Origin of the sequence: Lwoffella lincolnii, assembly GCF_002014765.1 — a bacterium.
Lineage (GTDB): Bacteria > Pseudomonadota > Gammaproteobacteria > Pseudomonadales > Moraxellaceae > Psychrobacter > Psychrobacter lincolnii.
Genome location: NZ_MUYT01000004.1, coordinates 1 through 18197 on the forward strand (window position 1 = coordinate 1; position 18197 = coordinate 18197).

An 18197-nucleotide genomic window follows, 5' to 3' on the forward strand; every position below is an offset into this window, starting at 1 on the left:
TTTATCCTCCGTTGCCGTAAAACCACAGCCTTCAGGCGGTGGATATAAGGCAATTGTTAAATGCGATAAGTTTTGCCATACTCATCTCACTATATTCAATGTCTTACATTCCACAGTTAAGTTAAGACTAAATTGCGAGTACGCAGTAACTTAACTGGTAAGACGTTTCCAAACACACACTTAAGCTAATTCGTGTCTATGACAATCCTAACGGTAGGATTAGCTTAAAATAAGAACCTAAGATGTACGGTGTGTCGTACGGGCGGTTGCCACTATCTTAGGCTTGCGGTCGGGCTTGACCGTCTGGGAGCAGGAATCCCCGCACTTTAGGGCGGGGAGGAAGTCAAGGTTTGATTGGTGATTTTATTTGGCGGATTTTGACCAGACAGGTGAGCGAATCACCCCATTGGCAGTCTTACTAAAACTTTGTCCACCTGTCAATGAGCGTATGTTTATCACCCCATGATTGCCCTGCTTACTGGCGAACACCACCCGATTGCCACTGGGTGAGAAGCTGGCGGCTTCGTCAATGCCTGTGTTGCCTAAATTGGCAATCATCGCACCTGAGCCACTATTCATGATGGCGACACTGCGACCATTTAAAAAGGCAATATGATTGCCATCTGGGCTGATAGATGGTGTGGTGGCATAGTTGCCCACTTTTGACACACGGCTGATTTGCCCACTGCCAAATGTATAGCGATATATCTGTGGGCGGTTGACCCCAAGCTGGTCAGAGACAAACACAAACGAGCGACCGTCAGGGGCAAAGCTTGGCTGGATTTCATTACTTGGTAGACTTACCAAGCGTTGCACACTGCCTGTGCCTAATTGCAACAGATAAATATCAGCATTGCCCTGAAAACTGCTGGAGAACAACAGTTGACTGCCATCTGGGCTAAATGATGGGCTTAAATTATTGCCTTTATAGGGAGTAACCAACCTTGCACCACCACCATCGGCGTTTTGCACATAAATGACTGGCAATCCTTTAGGACGTTGTACGGCATAAGCAAGGGTGCGGCCATCAGATGACCATGTGGGTGAAAAAATTGACCCCTTGACTTGTGTGAGTGTGTGGGCATTTTCACCAGTCGCATCTATGATTTTTAGCTTAGAGAGTTTATTTTCGCCACTGCCTTGCTCTTCAATGTAGGCAATACGACCAGTAAAGTCACTTTCTTTACCTGTGATGAGTGAATAAATCTTATCGGCAACCACCAAACCTGCCAAATTTCGACTGCTGGTATTGTTGCTGACTTGGGTGCGTTGCTTGCCTTCCAGCACTCGCCCGCTCATCACATCGATGACTTCATATTCAATTACCAGTTTGCCTGCTTGACTGTGGGTGCTGCCAACAACAAGATAAGGAATACCAAGCTGTTGCCACTGTGATAAAGTGGCGGATAAATCGGTACTGCTGTGTGGCATCTGTGGTAGGTTTTGACTGGTAACGTTAAGCTCACTGCTGTTTAATTCTTTGATAACAATCGGCGAAATCACCCCATCATTGGCAAACGGCACAAACGCCACTTGGCTGTTTTGTTTGGGAGCAACAAACTCAATTTCAATGTCGGTATCGACGGCTTGAGCGGTTGGCATGATGGCGATTGTCAAGGCAACGCATAAAGATGATGCAAGCATGTGATGCTTGGATTGATAAAGCTTGGATTGATGAAGTGGCCTATGGGTGGGTTTCATGGACATGGGTGGTATTCCTTGATGGCATGTTGGATATTGCTGTTAGCGATTAATGGCATGATGAAAAGTGATTAATATTAATATGGATAATCGCCAGCATGACTGATTGCCAGTATAACAAAGAAAAAAGCCTGACCGAAATGGAAATTTTCAACAAAAAACGGCCACTTACTGGGCAAGCAAACATGCGGTCTTTGATAAATGTGCTAAACTAACTGCATTTTATATTCAAATTCAACTTATATTCAAATTCAACAACTTTATCAATAGGTGCTGTATGGCTTCTTCTAACGACATGTCTAATCACAAGATTGACCCTTTATCAAGTACAACATCAAGCACAATTGCTTTTTCACAAGACGCAAACAACACCAAAGAATATCCAAATCGTATTGTCATTGAACTGGACAACACGTTGGGCAGTTTAGATGATGACGACGTGACTTTACCAAATATGAATTTGCCAAATGTATCAGACCCAAACGTAAGCCAAGACAAAGCAGAAAACAAATCGGCAGGTGGTTGGTTTAGCCGTATGAAATCAGGTTTGAGCAAATCACGCAAAAATTTGGCTGAAGGCATGGTTAATATTTTAATTGGTGGTAAAGAGATTGATGATGAACTGCTTGAAGAAGTTGAAGACCAGCTGTTGGTGGCAGATATTGGGGTAGAAGCGACCAATCGCATCATCACCAATCTGACTGAACAGACGGCAAGGGGAGATTTGATTTATTCCAATGCCTTATATAAAGCCTTGCAACAGGAACTGGTGGGTATTTTAAGCCCAAAAGTTGCCCCTTTACAGATTGATTATGCTAAACGTCCGTTTGTGATTTTGGTGGTTGGGGTGAATGGCGTGGGCAAAACCACCACCATCGGTAAACTGGCAAAACGCTTACAACACCAAGGCAAATCAGTGATGTTGGCGGCGGGTGATACGTTTCGAGCGGCTGCCACTGAGCAGTTGCAAATTTGGGGCGAGCGTAATGGCATTCCTGTGGTCGCCCAAGGTCATGGCTCAGACAGTGCATCGGTGATATTTGATGCCATGCAATCAGCCAAAGCCAAAAATATTGATGTGCTGATTGCAGATACTGCAGGTCGTCTACAAAATAAAACCAATCTGATGGCAGAATTAGAAAAAGTGGTCAGGGTGATGAAAAAAGCAGATGACACCGCACCCCATGAAACCATGATTGTTCTAGATGCAGGCACAGGACAAAATGCCATCAACCAAGTACAAATCTTTAATGATGCTGTGCCACTAACAGGCATTACCATCACCAAACTTGACGGTACTGCCAAAGGTGGCGTGGTGTTTAACATTGCAAATACCGCAGACATTCCCATTCGCTTTATTGGTGTGGGTGAGTCTATCGATGATTTACAGGCATTTAAACCAAAAGAGTTTGTGTCAGCATTGTTTGAAACCGATAAATGAGGGTGTCATTTAGCCACCAGAAGATGTGTTACCAGATTTGCCACTAAGCTACTGAAGCCATTGAGCCACTAGCCACTAAAGTTGTGCCAATATCTCTTCATGAATGAAGACATTGGTGTAGACTTCTTGTACGTCATCTAAGTCTTCTAACATGTCAATCATTTTGATGATTTTTTGAGCGTCTTCAAGATTATCAATCTCAGCGGTGGTAGATGGCGACATGGTCACTTCAGCATTGTCTGAGACCAAGCCTGCTGTGTCTAACGCATCTTTAACTTGACCAAAACCATCAGGCTCGGTGATGACCAATAACTGTTCGCCATCGTTTTCAATGTCGATGGCCCCAGCGTCCAACGCCACCATCATTACTTCATCTTCTAATGACACATCATCAAAGACAATTTCACCACGTTTGCTAAATAAATACGCCACTGAGCCAGATGTGCCAAGGTTGCCATCATATTTGCTAAACGCATGACGCACTTCACCCACGGTACGATTGACGTTATCAGTCATGGTTTCAACCAAGACTGCCACCCCACCAACGCCATAGCCTTCATAGGTAATTTCACTCATCTCACCACCTTCACCATTGCCAGCCCCCCGCTCAATGGCACGGTTAATGGTGTCTTTGGTCATGTTGGCGGATAGGGCTTTTTCAACTGCTGCACGCAGGCGTGGGTTACTGTTGGGGTCTGGGTCGCCTTGTTTGGTGGCAGATATGATTTCACGGATAATTTTGGTAAAAATTTTGCCACGTTTGGCATCTTCTTTGGCTTTGCGATGTTTGATGTTTGCCCATTTGGAATGTCCAGCCATGATGTCTCCTAAATTCAATTTAAATCAATGAAATACAATTAAATGCAATGTTGGTATAATAGATGGTGTGTGCATCACATGCGTGTTGTTTTTAGTGTAAGTATGACATTGTCAATGTTGCATTATTATAGTCAATTCCATGCCACATCGCCACTGTTAAGACCCCACATTGTTAAGACTTCACATATAAGACCCTCATCAACATAAACAAGCCACCACATGAAACAAACCTCCAGTTCCAGTAATCGCATCAGCAACTTACGCAATCACATTCACATCATCATCGAAGGCACAGACACACGCATGGGTAGGCTGTTTGACATTTTATTGTTGATTGTCATTGTTGCCAGTGTTGCTGTGGTGATGTTAGACAGCGTGTTTTATATGCGATTAAAATATGGGGTGGTGTTTTTTTATGCTGAATGGTTTTTTACCATTTTATTTACCATTGAGTATGGGTTACGTTTGTTCTCCGCTCCCAATCGTTTGCGTTATGCCTTTAGTTTTTTTGGTATTGTTGATTTGTTGTCGCTGTTGCCCAGCTATTTAAGTTTGTTCTTTGCAGGTGTGCATTATATTTTGGTGGTGCGGATACTTCGGCTGCTTAGAATATTTCGAGTACTTAATCTTGCCACTTATATGCAACAGGCAGGTTTTTTGGTGGCGGCACTAAAAACCAGCCGTCATAAGATTTTTGTGTTTTTTTTGGCGGTGTTGTTGCTGGTAACCATTTTTGGTTCGGTGTTGTATGTGGTTGAAGGTCCAGAAAACGGCTTTACCAGCATTCCTTTATCCATCTATTGGGCGGTGGTAACCTTAACCACAGTTGGTTATGGCGACATTTCCCCAAAAACTCACGTCGGACAAGCCATTGCAAGCATGGTGATGATTACGGGTTATTCCATCATTGCCGTGCCAACAGGCATTTTTACATCAGAGCTTGCCAAAAATATGCGTCCCCAACTACACCCAATCATTTGCCCTAACTGTGGCAAGTTTGGTCATGCGTCAGGGGCAAACTTTTGTGACCGTTGTGGGCATGATTTGCATGTTTAATGTTTGACTAGGCTAAGTTTTGGGTTTTGGCGTGTTTGTGCTAAATTCAATGGGTCAATGATTGTTTAATGATTTTTTAATGATTGTTCAATTATTGTTTAATATTGATTAATGTACTGCTTAACCAAAGGCGATAAGTCAATATTAACACCAAGATTGACTAAGTTCCAATATTGTCCAGACACCGTTCTATCCACCATCATGGTGGTGGCAGATGGTTGAAATTGGTTAAAATACTTCAGCGATTCTTTTGCCTTGGCAATGGCGTCATGATGCACTTGACTGCCAGCAAAATCAAATGAACCCTGTTGATAAGGGGTAATGGATAATGGTTTTAGCATGATGGCTAGCCAGTCGTGATAAAATTGTGCTGGCACGATGTCATCATCTTGACGGCGAATCCCCAACGCCACCAAATCTTGTTCAAGAGCGGTTACATCAGCTTTGATGGCATGACGCACCACCCGCTTAAACAAATCCACTTGTGCTTGACTGTAGGTGCGAATGCCACCAAAATCATACGCCACCACACTGCCATCAGGGCGAAAGGCAAAGTTGCCAGGGTGGGGGTCGCAGTGTAGGCGATATAGTTCAAACAGCTGACTGGCACTAAAATGAAACAAGTTGCTGGCGATGCGTTGCTTAATCTGATTATCCCACGTTGTTGCCACCGATAATGGCTCACCCAATTCTTGACTTAAAGTCAGTACTCGTTTGGCACAGTGACTGCCGATGACTTTTGGGATAACCAAACCATCATGCTGAGCGTGAAAGTTAGCAAAGACTTTTAAGTTTTGGGCTTCTTTGACATAATCCAACTCTTCTTTTAGGCTCTGGCGGATTTCAGCAAAAATTTGCTCTTGCAAGTACTTACTCATATTGAGCACACCTGTCAGTCGTAGAGCCATGCGGATTTGTTTTAAGTCGCTTTCGCAGTTGTCTTCCACATCAGGATATTGCACCTTGACCACCACAGGTGTGCCATCAGGCAGTATGGCTTTATGCACTTGTCCAATGGAAGCGGCGGCAAATGGTGATTCATCAAATTGTTGATACAGCTCATCAATGGGCTTGCCAAGCTCCTTTTGTACTTGCTGTTTGATGATGTTAAAGGGCATGGGCGGTGCGTTATTTTGTAATTTTTCGAGTGCTTTTGCCACTTCAGGGGGGAAAATGTCTTTATATTGTGATGCGATTTGTCCCACTTTCATCACCGCTCCTTTCATCTCACCTAAGGTATCGGCGATTTGAATGCCCACATCTTGCAAGAGTTCAGAACGGGCCTTTAGGCGTGCTTCTTCATCAGATGAAAAATGTTTAAAAGAATTTTTGGCAGCCCGTCCTGCAATGCCTGCGGTCATGCCTGCCAGTTTTAAAAAGCGTTTTTTGGAGCTTTGGCTCATAAAGTATCTCTCATCAGGTGTTTATTGTCGTTTTGTTGGCATAAATTTATTGACTGTGTATTTTGGTTGACTGTCAGTTGTCGCTTGGTATTGTCGCTTATTTTATTGACATCATCAGATGATAAAAACCGTGTCTTAACTAATCGTGTCTTAAAGGTCTTAAGAAGCATAAAGAGTGTTTAAAAAGTAATTAAGTGCCATGTCATAGCCTTGATGCCCAAGCCCACAAATCACCCCCACCGCCACATCACTAAAGTAAGAATGTGAGCGAAACGGCTCACGGGCATGAATGTTGGATAAATGCACTTCAATAAAGGGTAAGGCAGTTGCCAGTAGGCAATCTCTTAGAACCACTGACGTGTGTGTAAAACCAGCAGGGTTGATGATGATGGCATCGACCAAATCAGTGGCGTTGTCTGGAATGGCGTTGGCTTGTTGGGTATGTTTGATTGTGTGTTTGGTAATGGTGTCTAACAGCTCGCCTTCGTGATTAGATTGAATGCTGATGATATCAACGCCATGCTCAGATGCTTTTTGGCGTAGGCGATTTTCGATGTCTGCCAAAGTGGTGTTACCATAGATGTGTGGTTCACGTTGCCCAAGTAGTTGTAGATTTGCCCCATTGACCAATAGGATTTTGTGATTTAGGGTTGACAGATTAACAGTAGATTGCATAAAAAGTCTCAATATAAAAAGCCTTAATGATGCCTTAGGTATGATTTAGGCGATGATGTCAGGTGTATGATGGGTGTCATGATGGTGTTTTCAATGAATGGCATGGCTTTAATATGGTTTTGACATGGCTTTATTGTTACATGGTTGTTGGTGGCTGTCAGCATCATCAGCATTAAATGATGAAATTTATGTTAAAAACCTTTGCCAGCTTGACATTACATGCTATGATTTATTTTAGATGATATTTATTGCTGAGATGTTACTTAATGATATTATTTAAGATGTTACTCAATAATATGACTTAAGTCATGTTGGTAATGGCTATTATCTGTTTGTTTTTAACTTTTAGTTCGGTGATGTAAGCAAGATACCCAAAGTTTGTTTGATTTTAACTGAGTTAATTTAACTAAGTGAATTTAACTGAGTGAACATCGTGTTTGTTGAGCATTCATTGCGGTAGATTGTCGCACTTGTTTAGGAAATTTTATTATGTCAGAACGTGAACAAGGTGTCGTTAAGTGGTTTAACGACTCTAAAGGCTTTGGTTTCATTCAACGTGAAAGCGGTGAAGATATTTTTGTCCATTTTCGTGCCATTCAAGGTGACGGCTACCGCTCTTTAAAAGACGGTCAAAAAGTTGAGTTCAAGGTGGTTGAAGGTCAAAAAGGTCTTCAAGCCGAAGAAGTAACTAAAGTTGACTAATGGTTGACTTGTTTTTTTAGGCATCTTTTTATACATCTGACACATCATCATGGTTGCATATTGATTGATGTGTGTTTTGATGTGTAAGGTTGATGTCAGTTGGACTCAATACACTGAAATAACGGCAAAGGTGTTGCCGTTATTTTTTATTGTGGTTCTTATTTTAAGAAACTGACTGGCTTAGACCACGTTGTAATTGTTGATTTAATCGCATGGACAACAGCACAGCCGCCAAACTTAACCCCATCACCAGTGCCAACCAAAATCCTTTTGCCCCCATGTCAGTAAAACGCACCAAATATATCCCAAGTGGCAACGCCACCAACCAATAACAAAACATGGTCAGCCACATGGGAATCGCCGTGTCTTGCATGCCACGCAAAATACCAGCAATATTGACTTGCCAAGCATCAATGATTTGATACGCAGCGGCAAATAATAACAGCGTTATGGCGGTTTGTTGCACAGCCATATCATCGGTAAATATCTTTGCCAATGACAGCCGAAACATCAATACCCCAAGCATACACACAAATGCGATGGCAGTCGCCCAGCACAAACCTGTCATGATGACTTCACGCATGGTCATGACATTGCCTTCCCCATAGCGATTAGACACCATAATGGTCAATGCCATGGCAATGGACATGGGTATCATGAATAACTGTGATGACACAGATAAAGCCACTTGATGGGCGGCTACCGCAAGCTCACCCAATGGGCTGATGACCAATGATGCCAAGCTAAATAGGCTGGCTTCAAAAAAAATAGAAATGCCAATGGGAATGCCAAGTTTTAATAACTTACGGATTTGGTTGCGATTGGGGCGAGTAAAGCCATAAAAAAACCGAGTTTGTTTAAACACATGATGCGATGAAAAAAACAAATAAGTTGCCAATGCCATGACATCAATCCACAGCACCAAGGCACTTGCTACCCCACAACCTGCACCACCTAAGGCAGGTATGCCAAGCCCCCCATGAATAAACCAATAATTGAGTGGAACATTTGCCATCAAGCCGATGATGCTGATGATGGTTACAGGCTCAGGGCGACCCAAGGCTTCGCAATAGCTACGCAATACGGCATAAGCTGCCAAAGCAGGGAAGCCAAATGATACCCCATGCAAATAGGTGGTTGCCAATGGTTGAATGTTGTCAGGCACACCCATCAATGGCAATAATAAGGGAGCAACATTGACCAGCCCCATGCCCATCACGCCAATCAGCATGGCTGCCCATAAAGATTGTTGGGTAATAAATGGCACATGGTGATGCTCATCACGCCCGACCATCTCACCAATCAATGGGGTGGTGGCAATCAAAATGCCTGTTGCCAATAAAAATATTGGCAGCCAAATGCCTGAACCAATCGATACCGCTGCCAAATCCAATGCTGAAACTCGCCCTGCCATAATCGCATCAGTTACCCCAAGGGCAGCTTGGCACAGCTGAGTAATCAAAATGGGAATCACCAACAACCACAGACGGCGACTATGTTGAGTAAATTGAGTGATGGTAAGCCGAGTGAATAAAGCCATAAGTACCTGTATGTCATAAAACCCTAAGGTAAAAAAAACAAAAAAGGTAAAAAAACAAAAACAAAAGTAAAAAAAACAAAATCGTGAATTGAACAATTCAACTGGTAATTAAAAAGATGGGTTGCTACAATTTGCGTTTAAATACAAAATGTGTGTTTAAATACAAAAATCGATGGTCAAAAAAGGGAAAATACTCCCTCTTTTTTTTAGCAAAAGCTCAGTAACATTTAGATAGATGCCAGCATAAACTCGCTACCTTAACAGACAATCGTTGGCAAAACCAGCGTTTGTTGATTCATTGTTCACCCAAAAAAGCAATCCACATGTCGAAATCTTTATTAGACCCAAAGTGTGTGCCATTGGCATTGTACATTCATGTGCCATGGTGCATTAAAAAATGCCCCTATTGTGATTTTAATTCACACCCATTGACCGATGCTGACCAATTTACGGCGTATGTTGATGCTCTGTTGGCAGATGCCAACGCTCAAGTGGCATTGGCACAACAACGCCCTATTGGCTCTATTTTTATCGGTGGTGGCACGCCTTCATTATTACCAGTGGCTGAGTTTGAGCGGTTGTTTGTGGGCTTGCAACGGCAATATCGCTTTACTGATGATATTGAGATTACTTTGGAAGTCAATCCTGGTACGGTGGAACATGCCCCTTTTGCTAAATATCTTAAACTTGGCATTAACCGTTTATCCATTGGGGTACAAAGTTTTGATGCCAATCATTTGGCACGATTGGGGCGTATTCATGATGGCACACAGGCAAAAACGGCCATAGAACAAGCAAGGCAGGCAGGGTTTCATCGGCTTAACGTGGACTTAATGCACGGTTTACCTAAGCAAACGCCCAGCTCTGCTTTGAGCGACTTGACCCAAGCGTTAGACGCAGGAGCGACACATTTATCTTGGTATCAGCTGACCATTGAACCAAACACGATATTTTATCGTCGTCCTCCCATCTTGCCCGATGAAGATGGGTTGGCAGATATTGAACATATGGGGCGGACAGCACTGTTGCAAGCCAACTTTAACAATTATGAAATCTCAGCATGGGTCAGTAAGCAAGACATGCCTTGTCGCCATAACGTGAATTACTGGCAATTTGGTGATTATCTGGCAATAGGGGCAGGGGCACATGGCAAAATCACCACGGATACTGACACATTAAAAGACACATTGGCAATGATGGGTGGTACAAGTGATGTCATCAATCATCATGATGATGGGGCATTTGTTGTGTGTCGTTTTAGCAAATCTCGGTTGCCAAAGGATTATTTGACTTATCAAACTGCCCCTAAGATGGTTTCTTTAGATGTCATTAACAATAATCAGCTGGTTGGGGAATTTATGATGGATGCTTTACGTCTGTCGCAAGGCTTTACCTCACGGTTGTTTGGTGAACGTACAGGGCTGGCATGGGCAAGCGTTGATTTGACCATACAGCGATTGCAACAGCAGGGGTTGTTACAGATTCAAAATGGAGCGATTGACGATGGTCATACCGTTTGTGCCACTGAGTTGGGCAGGCGCTATTTGAACCAAGTGATTGCAGAATTTTTATAAAAAATAGGATTGACACAATTAGGGCTGACACAATCATGCCAATATCATCACTGATAATCAGCCCCATTCTATTGGTAACCAAATAATATTTGGCAAATAAATTTTGGCAAATAAATATTGGTAAGTAGGTTAAGCATGACAAAAACAAATTCCTTTAAAATTCATATCGTCTTAGTCGCTCCAAAAATACCCAGCAACACAGGCAACATCATTCGATTATGTGCCAATACAGGGGCAGTTTTACATTTGGTGAAGCCTTTGGGGTTTGATTTAGATGATAAGAAGTTGCGACGAGCAGGGATAGATTATCATGAATATGCCCATATGCAGGTGCATGATGATTGGCAACATCTAAAAAATAGCCTAAGCAATGATAATTGTCATACATTATTGGCATTAACAACCAAACAAAGCCGACCATTTTATGATGTCGTGGCGGATTATGTCGCTGATAAGAAACAAGTGATGAGTCAAACAGGCAACTTGATTGATTTGGCGTTGGTGTTTGGTTCTGAAACAAATGGCTTGCCTGATGACATTCGAGAAGACATTGGGCAAAACAATTGGCTAAGGCTACCCATGTTACCGACTTCTCGCAGTTTAAATTTGTCCAATAGTGTGGCGATATGTTTGTATGAAGTGTGGCGGTTAATGGACTTTGCGATGGCTTATGAGGTAAAAAATGATGGATAAAAAAATGACATGTGAAAAATGATGGATAAAAAATGATGGATAAAAAATGATGTGTCATGGCATAACTTTTGCTACACTGTTGCAGTTGTGATGTTACTTTTTAGCTTTTTTATTATTCATTCTTTATTTTGCTGATGGTTTTGGCAAGGAAGATGCTTTATGAACAGTGTCATTATTTTGGTTTTGGGCGTGATGGGCATGCTCTTAGGTTACTTTTTTTATTCTAAGTTTGTTGCCAGTCGCATTTTAGGGCTGGACAATTCTCGAACCACACCCAGCCATACCCTACAAGATGGGGTGGATTATGTGCCAACCAATAAGTTTGTGTTATGGGGGCATCACTTTACTTCAGTGGCAGGAGCGGCACCGATTATTGGTCCTGCGATTGCGGTGATTTGGGGTTGGGTACCTGCCTTTATTTGGGTGGTGTTTGGCACAGTGTTCATGGCAGGCGTGCATGACATGTCTGCTGTGTGGGCAAGCATACGTAATAAGGGGCAGTCCATTGGTACGATTGCTGGCAGTGTCATGGGTGGGCGTGTACGCACCTTGATGATGGTGGTGATTTTCTTGTTGTTATTGATGGTGAATGCGGTGTTTGGTGTGGCGATTGCCAACATGATGATAAAAACACCATCATCTGTGCTGCCTGTTTGGGGAGCATTGGTGGTGGCGTTCATCATCGGTCAGTGCATTTATCGGTTTAAGATGAATTTGCCGATTGTCTCATTGATTGGGGTGATTGCCCTTTATGCGTTGATATATTTTGGTCCGATGTTTCCCATTGTGTTGCCAGAGATGGTGATGGGTTTGCCTGATAATGCGGTGTGGATTTTGATTTTGTTTACCTATGCTGCTGTTGCATCATTATTGCCTGTGTGGGTGTTGTTACAACCCCGTGATTATATCAATGGCTTACAGCTGTTCGTGGGGTTAATTTTATTATATGCGTCCATTTTTATTGCGTCGCCTGATGTGGTTGCCCCTGCCTTTAATACCAACTTGCCAGCAGGAACACCGCCCATCATGCCACTGTTGTTTGTGACCATTGCCTGTGGGGCGATTTCAGGATTTCATGGTTTGGTGGCAACAGGAACAACATCTAAGCAAATTGACCAAGAAGAAGATGCCCGTTTTGTCGGTTATTTTGGTGCATTGGGTGAAGGACTTTTGGCGTTGGGGGCAATTTTGGCTGCCACGGCAGGCTTTGCGTCTTTTGCTGATTGGCAAGCGGTATATCAAAAGTTTGGCGATGGCTCTATTGGGGCGTTTATTGATGGTGGTGCGACCATTTTAAACCAAGGTGTTGGCATTGAGATTGTGTTATCACAAACCATGCTGACAGTGATGGCGGCATTGTTTGCAGGCACAACAATGGACACAGGCGTGCGTTTGCAACGCTATATTTTTCAAGAATTTGGTGAAATTTATCATCTGCCAGCCCTACAAAAAGGGTCAGTCGCCACCTTGCTGGCGGTTGGAACGTGTCTGCTGTTGGCGTTTGGGGCAGGTGGTATTGACGGCTCTGGTGGCATGATTATCTGGCCATTATTTGGCACAACCAATCAGTTGATGGCGGCATTGACCTTGATGATTGTTACCGTGATTTTATTGCGTCATGGCAAAACCGTGTGGTATACCCTTGCACCATTGAGCTTTTTGTTGGTGATGTCCGTGTTTGCGTTGTTATTACAGCTAAAAACCTTTTATACCGATGGTAACTGGCTATTGATTTTCTTAGACATTGTGATTTTGATTGCGACCATCATGGTGGCGTTTGAAAGCTTCTCTGTTTTAAGAAAAGAATGGCACATTCATCGAACCAAAGCATCTTAAACCAAATGTTTTAAACTAAGCATTTTAAATTAAGCATTTTAAAATAGGCATCAGCTCATATCATGATGACAAATAATGACTTCACAACTGAGGGTAAAATAAACCAAATAACAGCGTCCACACAAAGTTGGTGGGGGCGTTTTTTAATGGGGTTAAATGAATTTTATCATGCTCCCTATCGGCAAACGATGGCACGGGCAGCTAAAGATGAAGAGGATTTTTTTATGCTTTTGCTGTTTAGTGAAAGTTTGGGTATTGCCAATCCTGCGGTATTTTATGCCATGGAATTGCAACCGTTATTTTTAGAAAACTTTCATGAATGGCATCAGCGTATGGGTATGGAAAAATGCCCCTTTAACCATATGGGGTGTTGCTGATGATGGGGTGTTGCTGATGTTAAACCGACCATTTCATCAGTTGGTAGATGGTTTAAGCGAACGTCCGATTATCTTTGTCGGTGGTAAAGGTGGTGTGGGTAAGACCACCATGGCAGCAGCCCTTGCAAGCCAATTTGCCAATAGGCAACACAAAACGCTCATCATCTCCACCGACCCTGCTCATAGCTTGGGTGATGTCTTACAAATCAAGTTATCTAATGACACAACCGCCATCACGCCTTATCTTGATGCGATTGAACTTGACCCAGAAGTGATGGTTGATAAGCATTTTGCTCACGTATTAAACACCATCAAAGGCTATGCCAGCCCCGAGATGTTACCAAAAATCAAAGAGCATTTGCATGCGTCCAAAACCGCCCCTGGAGCTCAAGAAGCCGCCATGTTAGAAGCCATGTGCCAGCATTTGGTAGATGCAACCGAACAAGGCTATCGCCACATTATTTTTGATACTGCACCGACAGGGCATACGCTTAGACTTTTGATGTTGCCTGAGATGATGAGTGCGTGGACAGATGGACTGTTGATGCAACAACGCAGACAAGCCAAACTCAAATCAGTCGCCAACCATCTAACCGTCAATAAACTTGCCACCAGTGATGCCACAACCAGCAGTACCACAACAACCAGTGCCACAGCAGTCAATAAAAAAGGCTTTTCCAACCCATTTACTCATCATATCCCCGACCGCTGGGAGCAGGCGGTGATGGTATTGGATAAACGCAAACGCCTATTTGCTCATGCAGGTAACCTGTTGCATGATGCCAGCCAAACTGGCATTGTGCTGGTGATGGTGGCTGATAACCTACCGATTGCTGAAACCAAGCGAGCGGTAGAACAATTAACCGCCGTTAAATTGCCCATCAGTGGCATCGTGGTTAATCAATTAATTGACTCCCAGCAAACCGACCCTTTTTGGCAACGGCGGGCTGAGCGTCAACAGTACCTGCTTGCTGAAATACAACAAAGTTTTGCTCATGTGCCATTATACCCTGTGGCATTGCAACAGCAAGACATTCGAGGGGTGGATTGTTTGATGACATTAAGATAGAGTTATCCAAGCAAGTCATTGAACCACTCACCAATCTGATGAATTTGAGGCATACAAACCTGATGTGCCATGGAAAATGTGCTGAATTTCACATCATAACCTTGACTTTGAAGCAGTTTATAAGCTTGTTGTGCCAAAATGGCAGGAACAACAGGGTCATGCGTGCCATGGTCAATCTTAATGGGTGTGTTTTGATTGGCTGGGTGGTAAGTGATTTGATGGGGGGTTGCCAAATACGTTGATAAGCATAGCAATCCTGCCAGTGGTTTGGGGTAACTTAATCCTGCGTGATAGACCACAGCACCGCCTTGTGAGAAGCCAGCCAGTATGATGCGATTGCTGTCAATGCCTTGAGTGATTTGCTCTTGTATCAGCTGAGTAATTTGTTCTGCTGATATTTGGATTTGAGCCACATCTACTTTTCTGTCCAGACTCATCTCAATGATGTCATACCACGCTGGCATGCTCATACCACCGTTGATGGTTACAGGGCGATTGGGGGCTTGTGGAAAAATAAATCGCACTGCCAAATGTTGATTGAGGCCAAGCTGTGGCACGATTGGCTCAAAGTCATGATAACTTGCTCCCAAGCCATGTAGCCAAATGACCGCACTGTCCATGGCTTGGTTATTAGGATTGTGTTCGACAATCAATGTTTGTAATGGTCGTGCTGAAGATGTCATCATTTGCTCTGATTTTTAAACAGTAAAAGGAAAAAAGGAAAAAAGGAAAAAAGGAAAAAAGGAAAAAAGGAATTTTATCATCATTTTATCATCATGTTGGCATCATTTTATTGTCATTGTCGGTCATACGTCGGTTGCATGTTTTATTTCATGTTTGATGAATATCAATCCCATCATTCATTGTCATAATGTGATAAACTGTTGACAGATTTTAGCGTGAGAATTTCCATGACCAGTATGTTTTTGCTTATCCCTTTAAGTTTGATGCTGTTTGTGATTGGTATCTGGGCAATACGCTATGCGGTGAAGTCTAATCAATTTGAGGATTTGGATAACGCATCACAACGCATCATCTTGGACGATAGGCAAGCACGCCGTGAGCAGTTACAGTCGAACCAGTCGGTCAACACTGATGGTCAAGGTGGCAAACACGGTCAACACTGATAAAGATCAATACTGTTAACGCTCTACACTGTTAACGATGTTGGCTCTGGTTTTAAGCCATTTTTATTTTACACAACCTAAATTTTACACAATCTAAATAAAGAGGTGGGTGATGTCATTGGCGTTGATTGTGGCTGCATTTATGATGGGTTTTTTGGGCTCGCCGCATTGCTTGGGCATGTGTGGGGGGCTTGTTACTGCCTTTGGGTTGTCCATGCAAGGGGTGAGTGCAGGCAAAAAACGAGCCTTGATAGCGTTGTATCATTTTGGTCGTTTGCTCAGTTATGCTGTGCTTGGCATCATTGCAGGGCTGATAGGGACGACAGTGCTAGAACCATTAATGACAGGCAGTCATTTGCCACGCATTTTATTAGGGTTGGTGTTGGTGCTGATTGGTGTTGCCATGTTGGGTGTGCCACTTCTTAATAAATTAGAAAAGGTGGGCATGAAATTTTGGCAATGGCTTGCCCCACTGCGTCAAAAAATATTTCCACTGACCACGTTTCCTAGAGCATTGATGGCTGGGTTATTGTGGGGTTATTTGCCGTGTGGTTTGGTTTATGGGGCGTTGTTAATGGCGGTGGTTGGTCATGATGTGGCAACAGGGGCGGTATTGATGTTCACTTTTGGTCTGGGGACAGTACCGATGTTGGTTGCCACACAAGAGACCGTAGGCTGGTTGCATCAGCAAATTGGTAGGTTGCGTTTGCGTCAACTGAATGGGGCGGTGATGGTGTTATCAGGGCTGGCAGTGATTGTTGTGCCAATGGCAATGCACCACGGTGGTCATCATGGACATGGTTCACACGGTCATGCTCATCACCACATACATTTGCATCAAGACACTCAATCACCCACTCATCAAGACCATTCACATCATGGTCATTCACATCAAGACCATTCACATCATGGTCATTAACCTATCGCCATTGCTCCAATGGTAATGTGGTTTGTAGATGGCTTTCTAAGGCAGGTAAGTTAAAGGCATCATCTTCACTGATAAGGCTGATGCTGATGCCTGTTTGTCCAGCACGTCCTGTCCGACCAATGCGATGCACATAATCATCAGGTTGCTCAGGCAGACTGTAGTTGATGACGTGGCTGACATCATCAACATGAATGCCCCGCCCTGCCACATCGGTAGCGACTAAGATTTTGGTCTTTGTCTCTTTAAAGCGAGATAAATGGTGTTCTCGTTTGGCTTGTTCCACATCACCTGAGAGCATCACAACTTGGTGGTTGGGTTTGAGTTTATCATAGAGCCATTTGACTTGTGTTTTGCGATTGGCAAAGATGATGACCTTATTAACGGCATCATCTTGCAATATGTGTTCAATGGCGGTGAGTTTTTGCTCATCGCTTAGCAGATAAAATTTTTGTTCAACCAGTTCGCTGGTTTTGTGTTCTGGCTCAATCTCAATAAACACAGGCTGATATAACCAGCGATACGCAAGGTTCATCACGTCTTGGTTAAAGGTGGCAGAAAACAGCAGACTTTGCCGTTCAGTATTGGTAGGCATTTTTCGCACCAAGCGTTTGATGTCTGGGATAAATCCCATGTCTAGCATGCGGTCAGCTTCGTCTAACACCAGCACTTCCACCCTGTCCAAAAACAGATGATGCTTATGCAGTAGGTCAATCAGCCGTCCGGGCGTGGCGATTAAAATGTCTAAATATTCTTGGTCAATGGCTTGGATTTGAGCGTCATAATCTTTGCCGCCCATGACGCACACGCTATGTAAATCACAAAAGCGTGTCAATTCAAGACAGTCATCATGGATTTGTTGTGCCAGCTCTCTGGTGGGTGCTAAGATAACTGCCCTTGGCTCACCCACATAGCGAGTTTCGTGGTTGCTAAAGGGACGTTTAAGTAAGGCTTCAATTATGGTCAGCAAAAATGTGGCGGTTTTTCCTGTGCCTGTCTGGGCTTGACCGATGGCATCTTGCCCAGCCAACGTGTGTGGTAAAATTTGGGCTTGAATGGGGGTCAGTTCGCTAAATCCTAACGCTTTGACTGCCTTTTTTACCGCTGGATTCAGTGGCAGTTGATGAAAATAACGAAATGTGTGGGGTGCGTCTAAAGTGGACAACAGAATATCCTAAAGGTTATTGGTGAATAAGATACTGTGCATTGAAAACCTAGTTTGGTCAGTGGCTTTGCTGCTCATGGCTGAGTTTAATGTC

Annotated in this window: 17 protein-coding genes; 10 read left to right on the top strand and 7 right to left on the bottom strand. The window is 43.3% G+C overall.

What is annotated here, in order from left to right; all coding sequences use genetic code 11:
• Positions 1-363: 363 nt before the first annotated feature.
• Entirely contained in the window at positions 364-1707 is a 1344-nt protein-coding gene (locus B0682_RS02200) for a translocation protein TolB (protein WP_240494825.1), read from the bottom strand.
• Positions 1708-2155: 448 nt separating this feature from the next.
• Between B0682_RS02200 and ftsY the strand changes: the two genes are divergently transcribed.
• Positions 2156-3142: a signal recognition particle-docking protein FtsY gene (gene ftsY, locus B0682_RS02205; protein ID WP_240494854.1), complete on the top strand. Its 987-nt coding sequence runs from the start codon at positions 2156-2158 to the stop codon at positions 3140-3142.
• A 75-nt stretch (positions 3143-3217) separates the two neighbouring features.
• Here ftsY and B0682_RS02210 read toward each other — a convergent pair whose 3' ends face one another.
• Complete coding sequence (locus B0682_RS02210) at positions 3218-3961, bottom strand: YebC/PmpR family DNA-binding transcriptional regulator (protein ID WP_078306483.1); 744 nt, start codon at positions 3959-3961, stop codon at positions 3218-3220.
• A 219-nt stretch (positions 3962-4180) separates the two neighbouring features.
• On the opposite strand from B0682_RS02210, the gene B0682_RS02215 reads away from it, so the two are divergent.
• A complete protein-coding gene (locus B0682_RS02215) occupies positions 4181-5017 on the top strand; it encodes an ion transporter (protein WP_078306484.1) in 837 nt (278 codons plus the stop codon).
• A gap of 98 nt (positions 5018-5115) precedes the next feature.
• On the opposite strand, the gene B0682_RS02220 is transcribed toward B0682_RS02215, so the two are convergent.
• Both B0682_RS02220 and aroQ read right to left on the bottom strand, forming a co-directional pair.
• Positions 5116-6420: an ABC1 kinase family protein gene (locus B0682_RS02220; protein ID WP_078306485.1), complete on the bottom strand. Its 1305-nt coding sequence runs from the start codon at positions 6418-6420 to the stop codon at positions 5116-5118.
• A 159-nt stretch (positions 6421-6579) separates the two neighbouring features.
• Positions 6580-7095: a type II 3-dehydroquinate dehydratase gene (gene aroQ, locus B0682_RS02225; RefSeq protein ID WP_143823242.1), complete on the bottom strand. Its 516-nt coding sequence runs from the start codon at positions 7093-7095 to the stop codon at positions 6580-6582.
• A gap of 489 nt (positions 7096-7584) precedes the next feature.
• Between aroQ and B0682_RS02230 the strand changes: the two genes are divergently transcribed.
• Entirely contained in the window at positions 7585-7797 is a 213-nt protein-coding gene (locus tag B0682_RS02230) for a cold-shock protein (protein ID WP_078306486.1), read from the top strand.
• 163 nt (positions 7798-7960) lie between these two features.
• On the opposite strand, the gene B0682_RS02235 is transcribed toward B0682_RS02230, so the two are convergent.
• Complete coding sequence (locus tag B0682_RS02235; protein ID WP_078306487.1) at positions 7961-9337, bottom strand: MATE family efflux transporter; 1377 nt, start codon at positions 9335-9337, stop codon at positions 7961-7963.
• Positions 9338-9660: 323 nt separating this feature from the next.
• Between B0682_RS02235 and hemW the strand changes: the two genes are divergently transcribed.
• From hemW to B0682_RS02260, 5 genes are all read left to right on the top strand, one after another.
• Positions 9661-10911, top strand: a complete 1251-nt coding sequence (gene hemW / locus B0682_RS02240) for a radical SAM family heme chaperone HemW (protein WP_078306488.1) — start codon at positions 9661-9663, stop codon at positions 10909-10911.
• 135 nt (positions 10912-11046) lie between these two features.
• Positions 11047-11604: a tRNA (cytidine(34)-2'-O)-methyltransferase gene (locus B0682_RS02245; protein WP_078306489.1), complete on the top strand. Its 558-nt coding sequence runs from the start codon at positions 11047-11049 to the stop codon at positions 11602-11604.
• A 159-nt stretch (positions 11605-11763) separates the two neighbouring features.
• Positions 11764-13440 carry a carbon starvation CstA family protein gene (locus B0682_RS02250; protein ID WP_078306490.1) on the top strand — a complete coding sequence of 559 codons (1677 nt, stop codon included), beginning with the start codon at positions 11764-11766 and terminating at the stop codon, positions 13438-13440.
• A 62-nt stretch (positions 13441-13502) separates the two neighbouring features.
• Positions 13503-13817 carry a cory-CC-star protein gene (locus B0682_RS02255; RefSeq protein ID WP_411350455.1) on the top strand — a complete coding sequence of 105 codons (315 nt, stop codon included), beginning with the start codon at positions 13503-13505 and terminating at the stop codon, positions 13815-13817.
• A 16-nt stretch (positions 13818-13833) separates the two neighbouring features.
• Positions 13834-14886, top strand: a complete 1053-nt coding sequence (locus B0682_RS02260; RefSeq protein WP_078306953.1) for an ArsA family ATPase — start codon at positions 13834-13836, stop codon at positions 14884-14886.
• 2 nt (positions 14887-14888) lie between these two features.
• Here the strand turns inward: B0682_RS02260 and B0682_RS02265 are convergent, their stop codons facing one another.
• Positions 14889-15572 (bottom strand): alpha/beta hydrolase, encoded by a 684-nt coding sequence (locus B0682_RS02265; RefSeq protein WP_420845498.1) that lies wholly within the window; start codon positions 15570-15572, stop codon positions 14889-14891.
• 225 nt (positions 15573-15797) lie between these two features.
• Here B0682_RS02265 and ccoS point away from each other — a divergent pair, with 225 nt between their 5' ends.
• A complete protein-coding gene (ccoS, locus tag B0682_RS02270; protein WP_078306491.1) occupies positions 15798-16013 on the top strand; it encodes a cbb3-type cytochrome oxidase assembly protein CcoS in 216 nt (71 codons plus the stop codon).
• Positions 16014-16125: 112 nt separating this feature from the next.
• The gene (locus B0682_RS02275) at positions 16126-16932 is read left to right on the top strand and encodes a sulfite exporter TauE/SafE family protein (protein ID WP_078306492.1); all 807 of its coding nucleotides are present in this window, start codon (positions 16126-16128) and stop codon (positions 16930-16932) included.
• A gap of 1 nt (position 16933) precedes the next feature.
• Here the strand turns inward: B0682_RS02275 and B0682_RS02280 are convergent, their stop codons facing one another.
• The gene (locus B0682_RS02280; protein WP_078306493.1) at positions 16934-18103 is read right to left on the bottom strand and encodes a DEAD/DEAH box helicase; all 1170 of its coding nucleotides are present in this window, start codon (positions 18101-18103) and stop codon (positions 16934-16936) included.
• Positions 18104-18197: the final 94 nt, after the last annotated feature.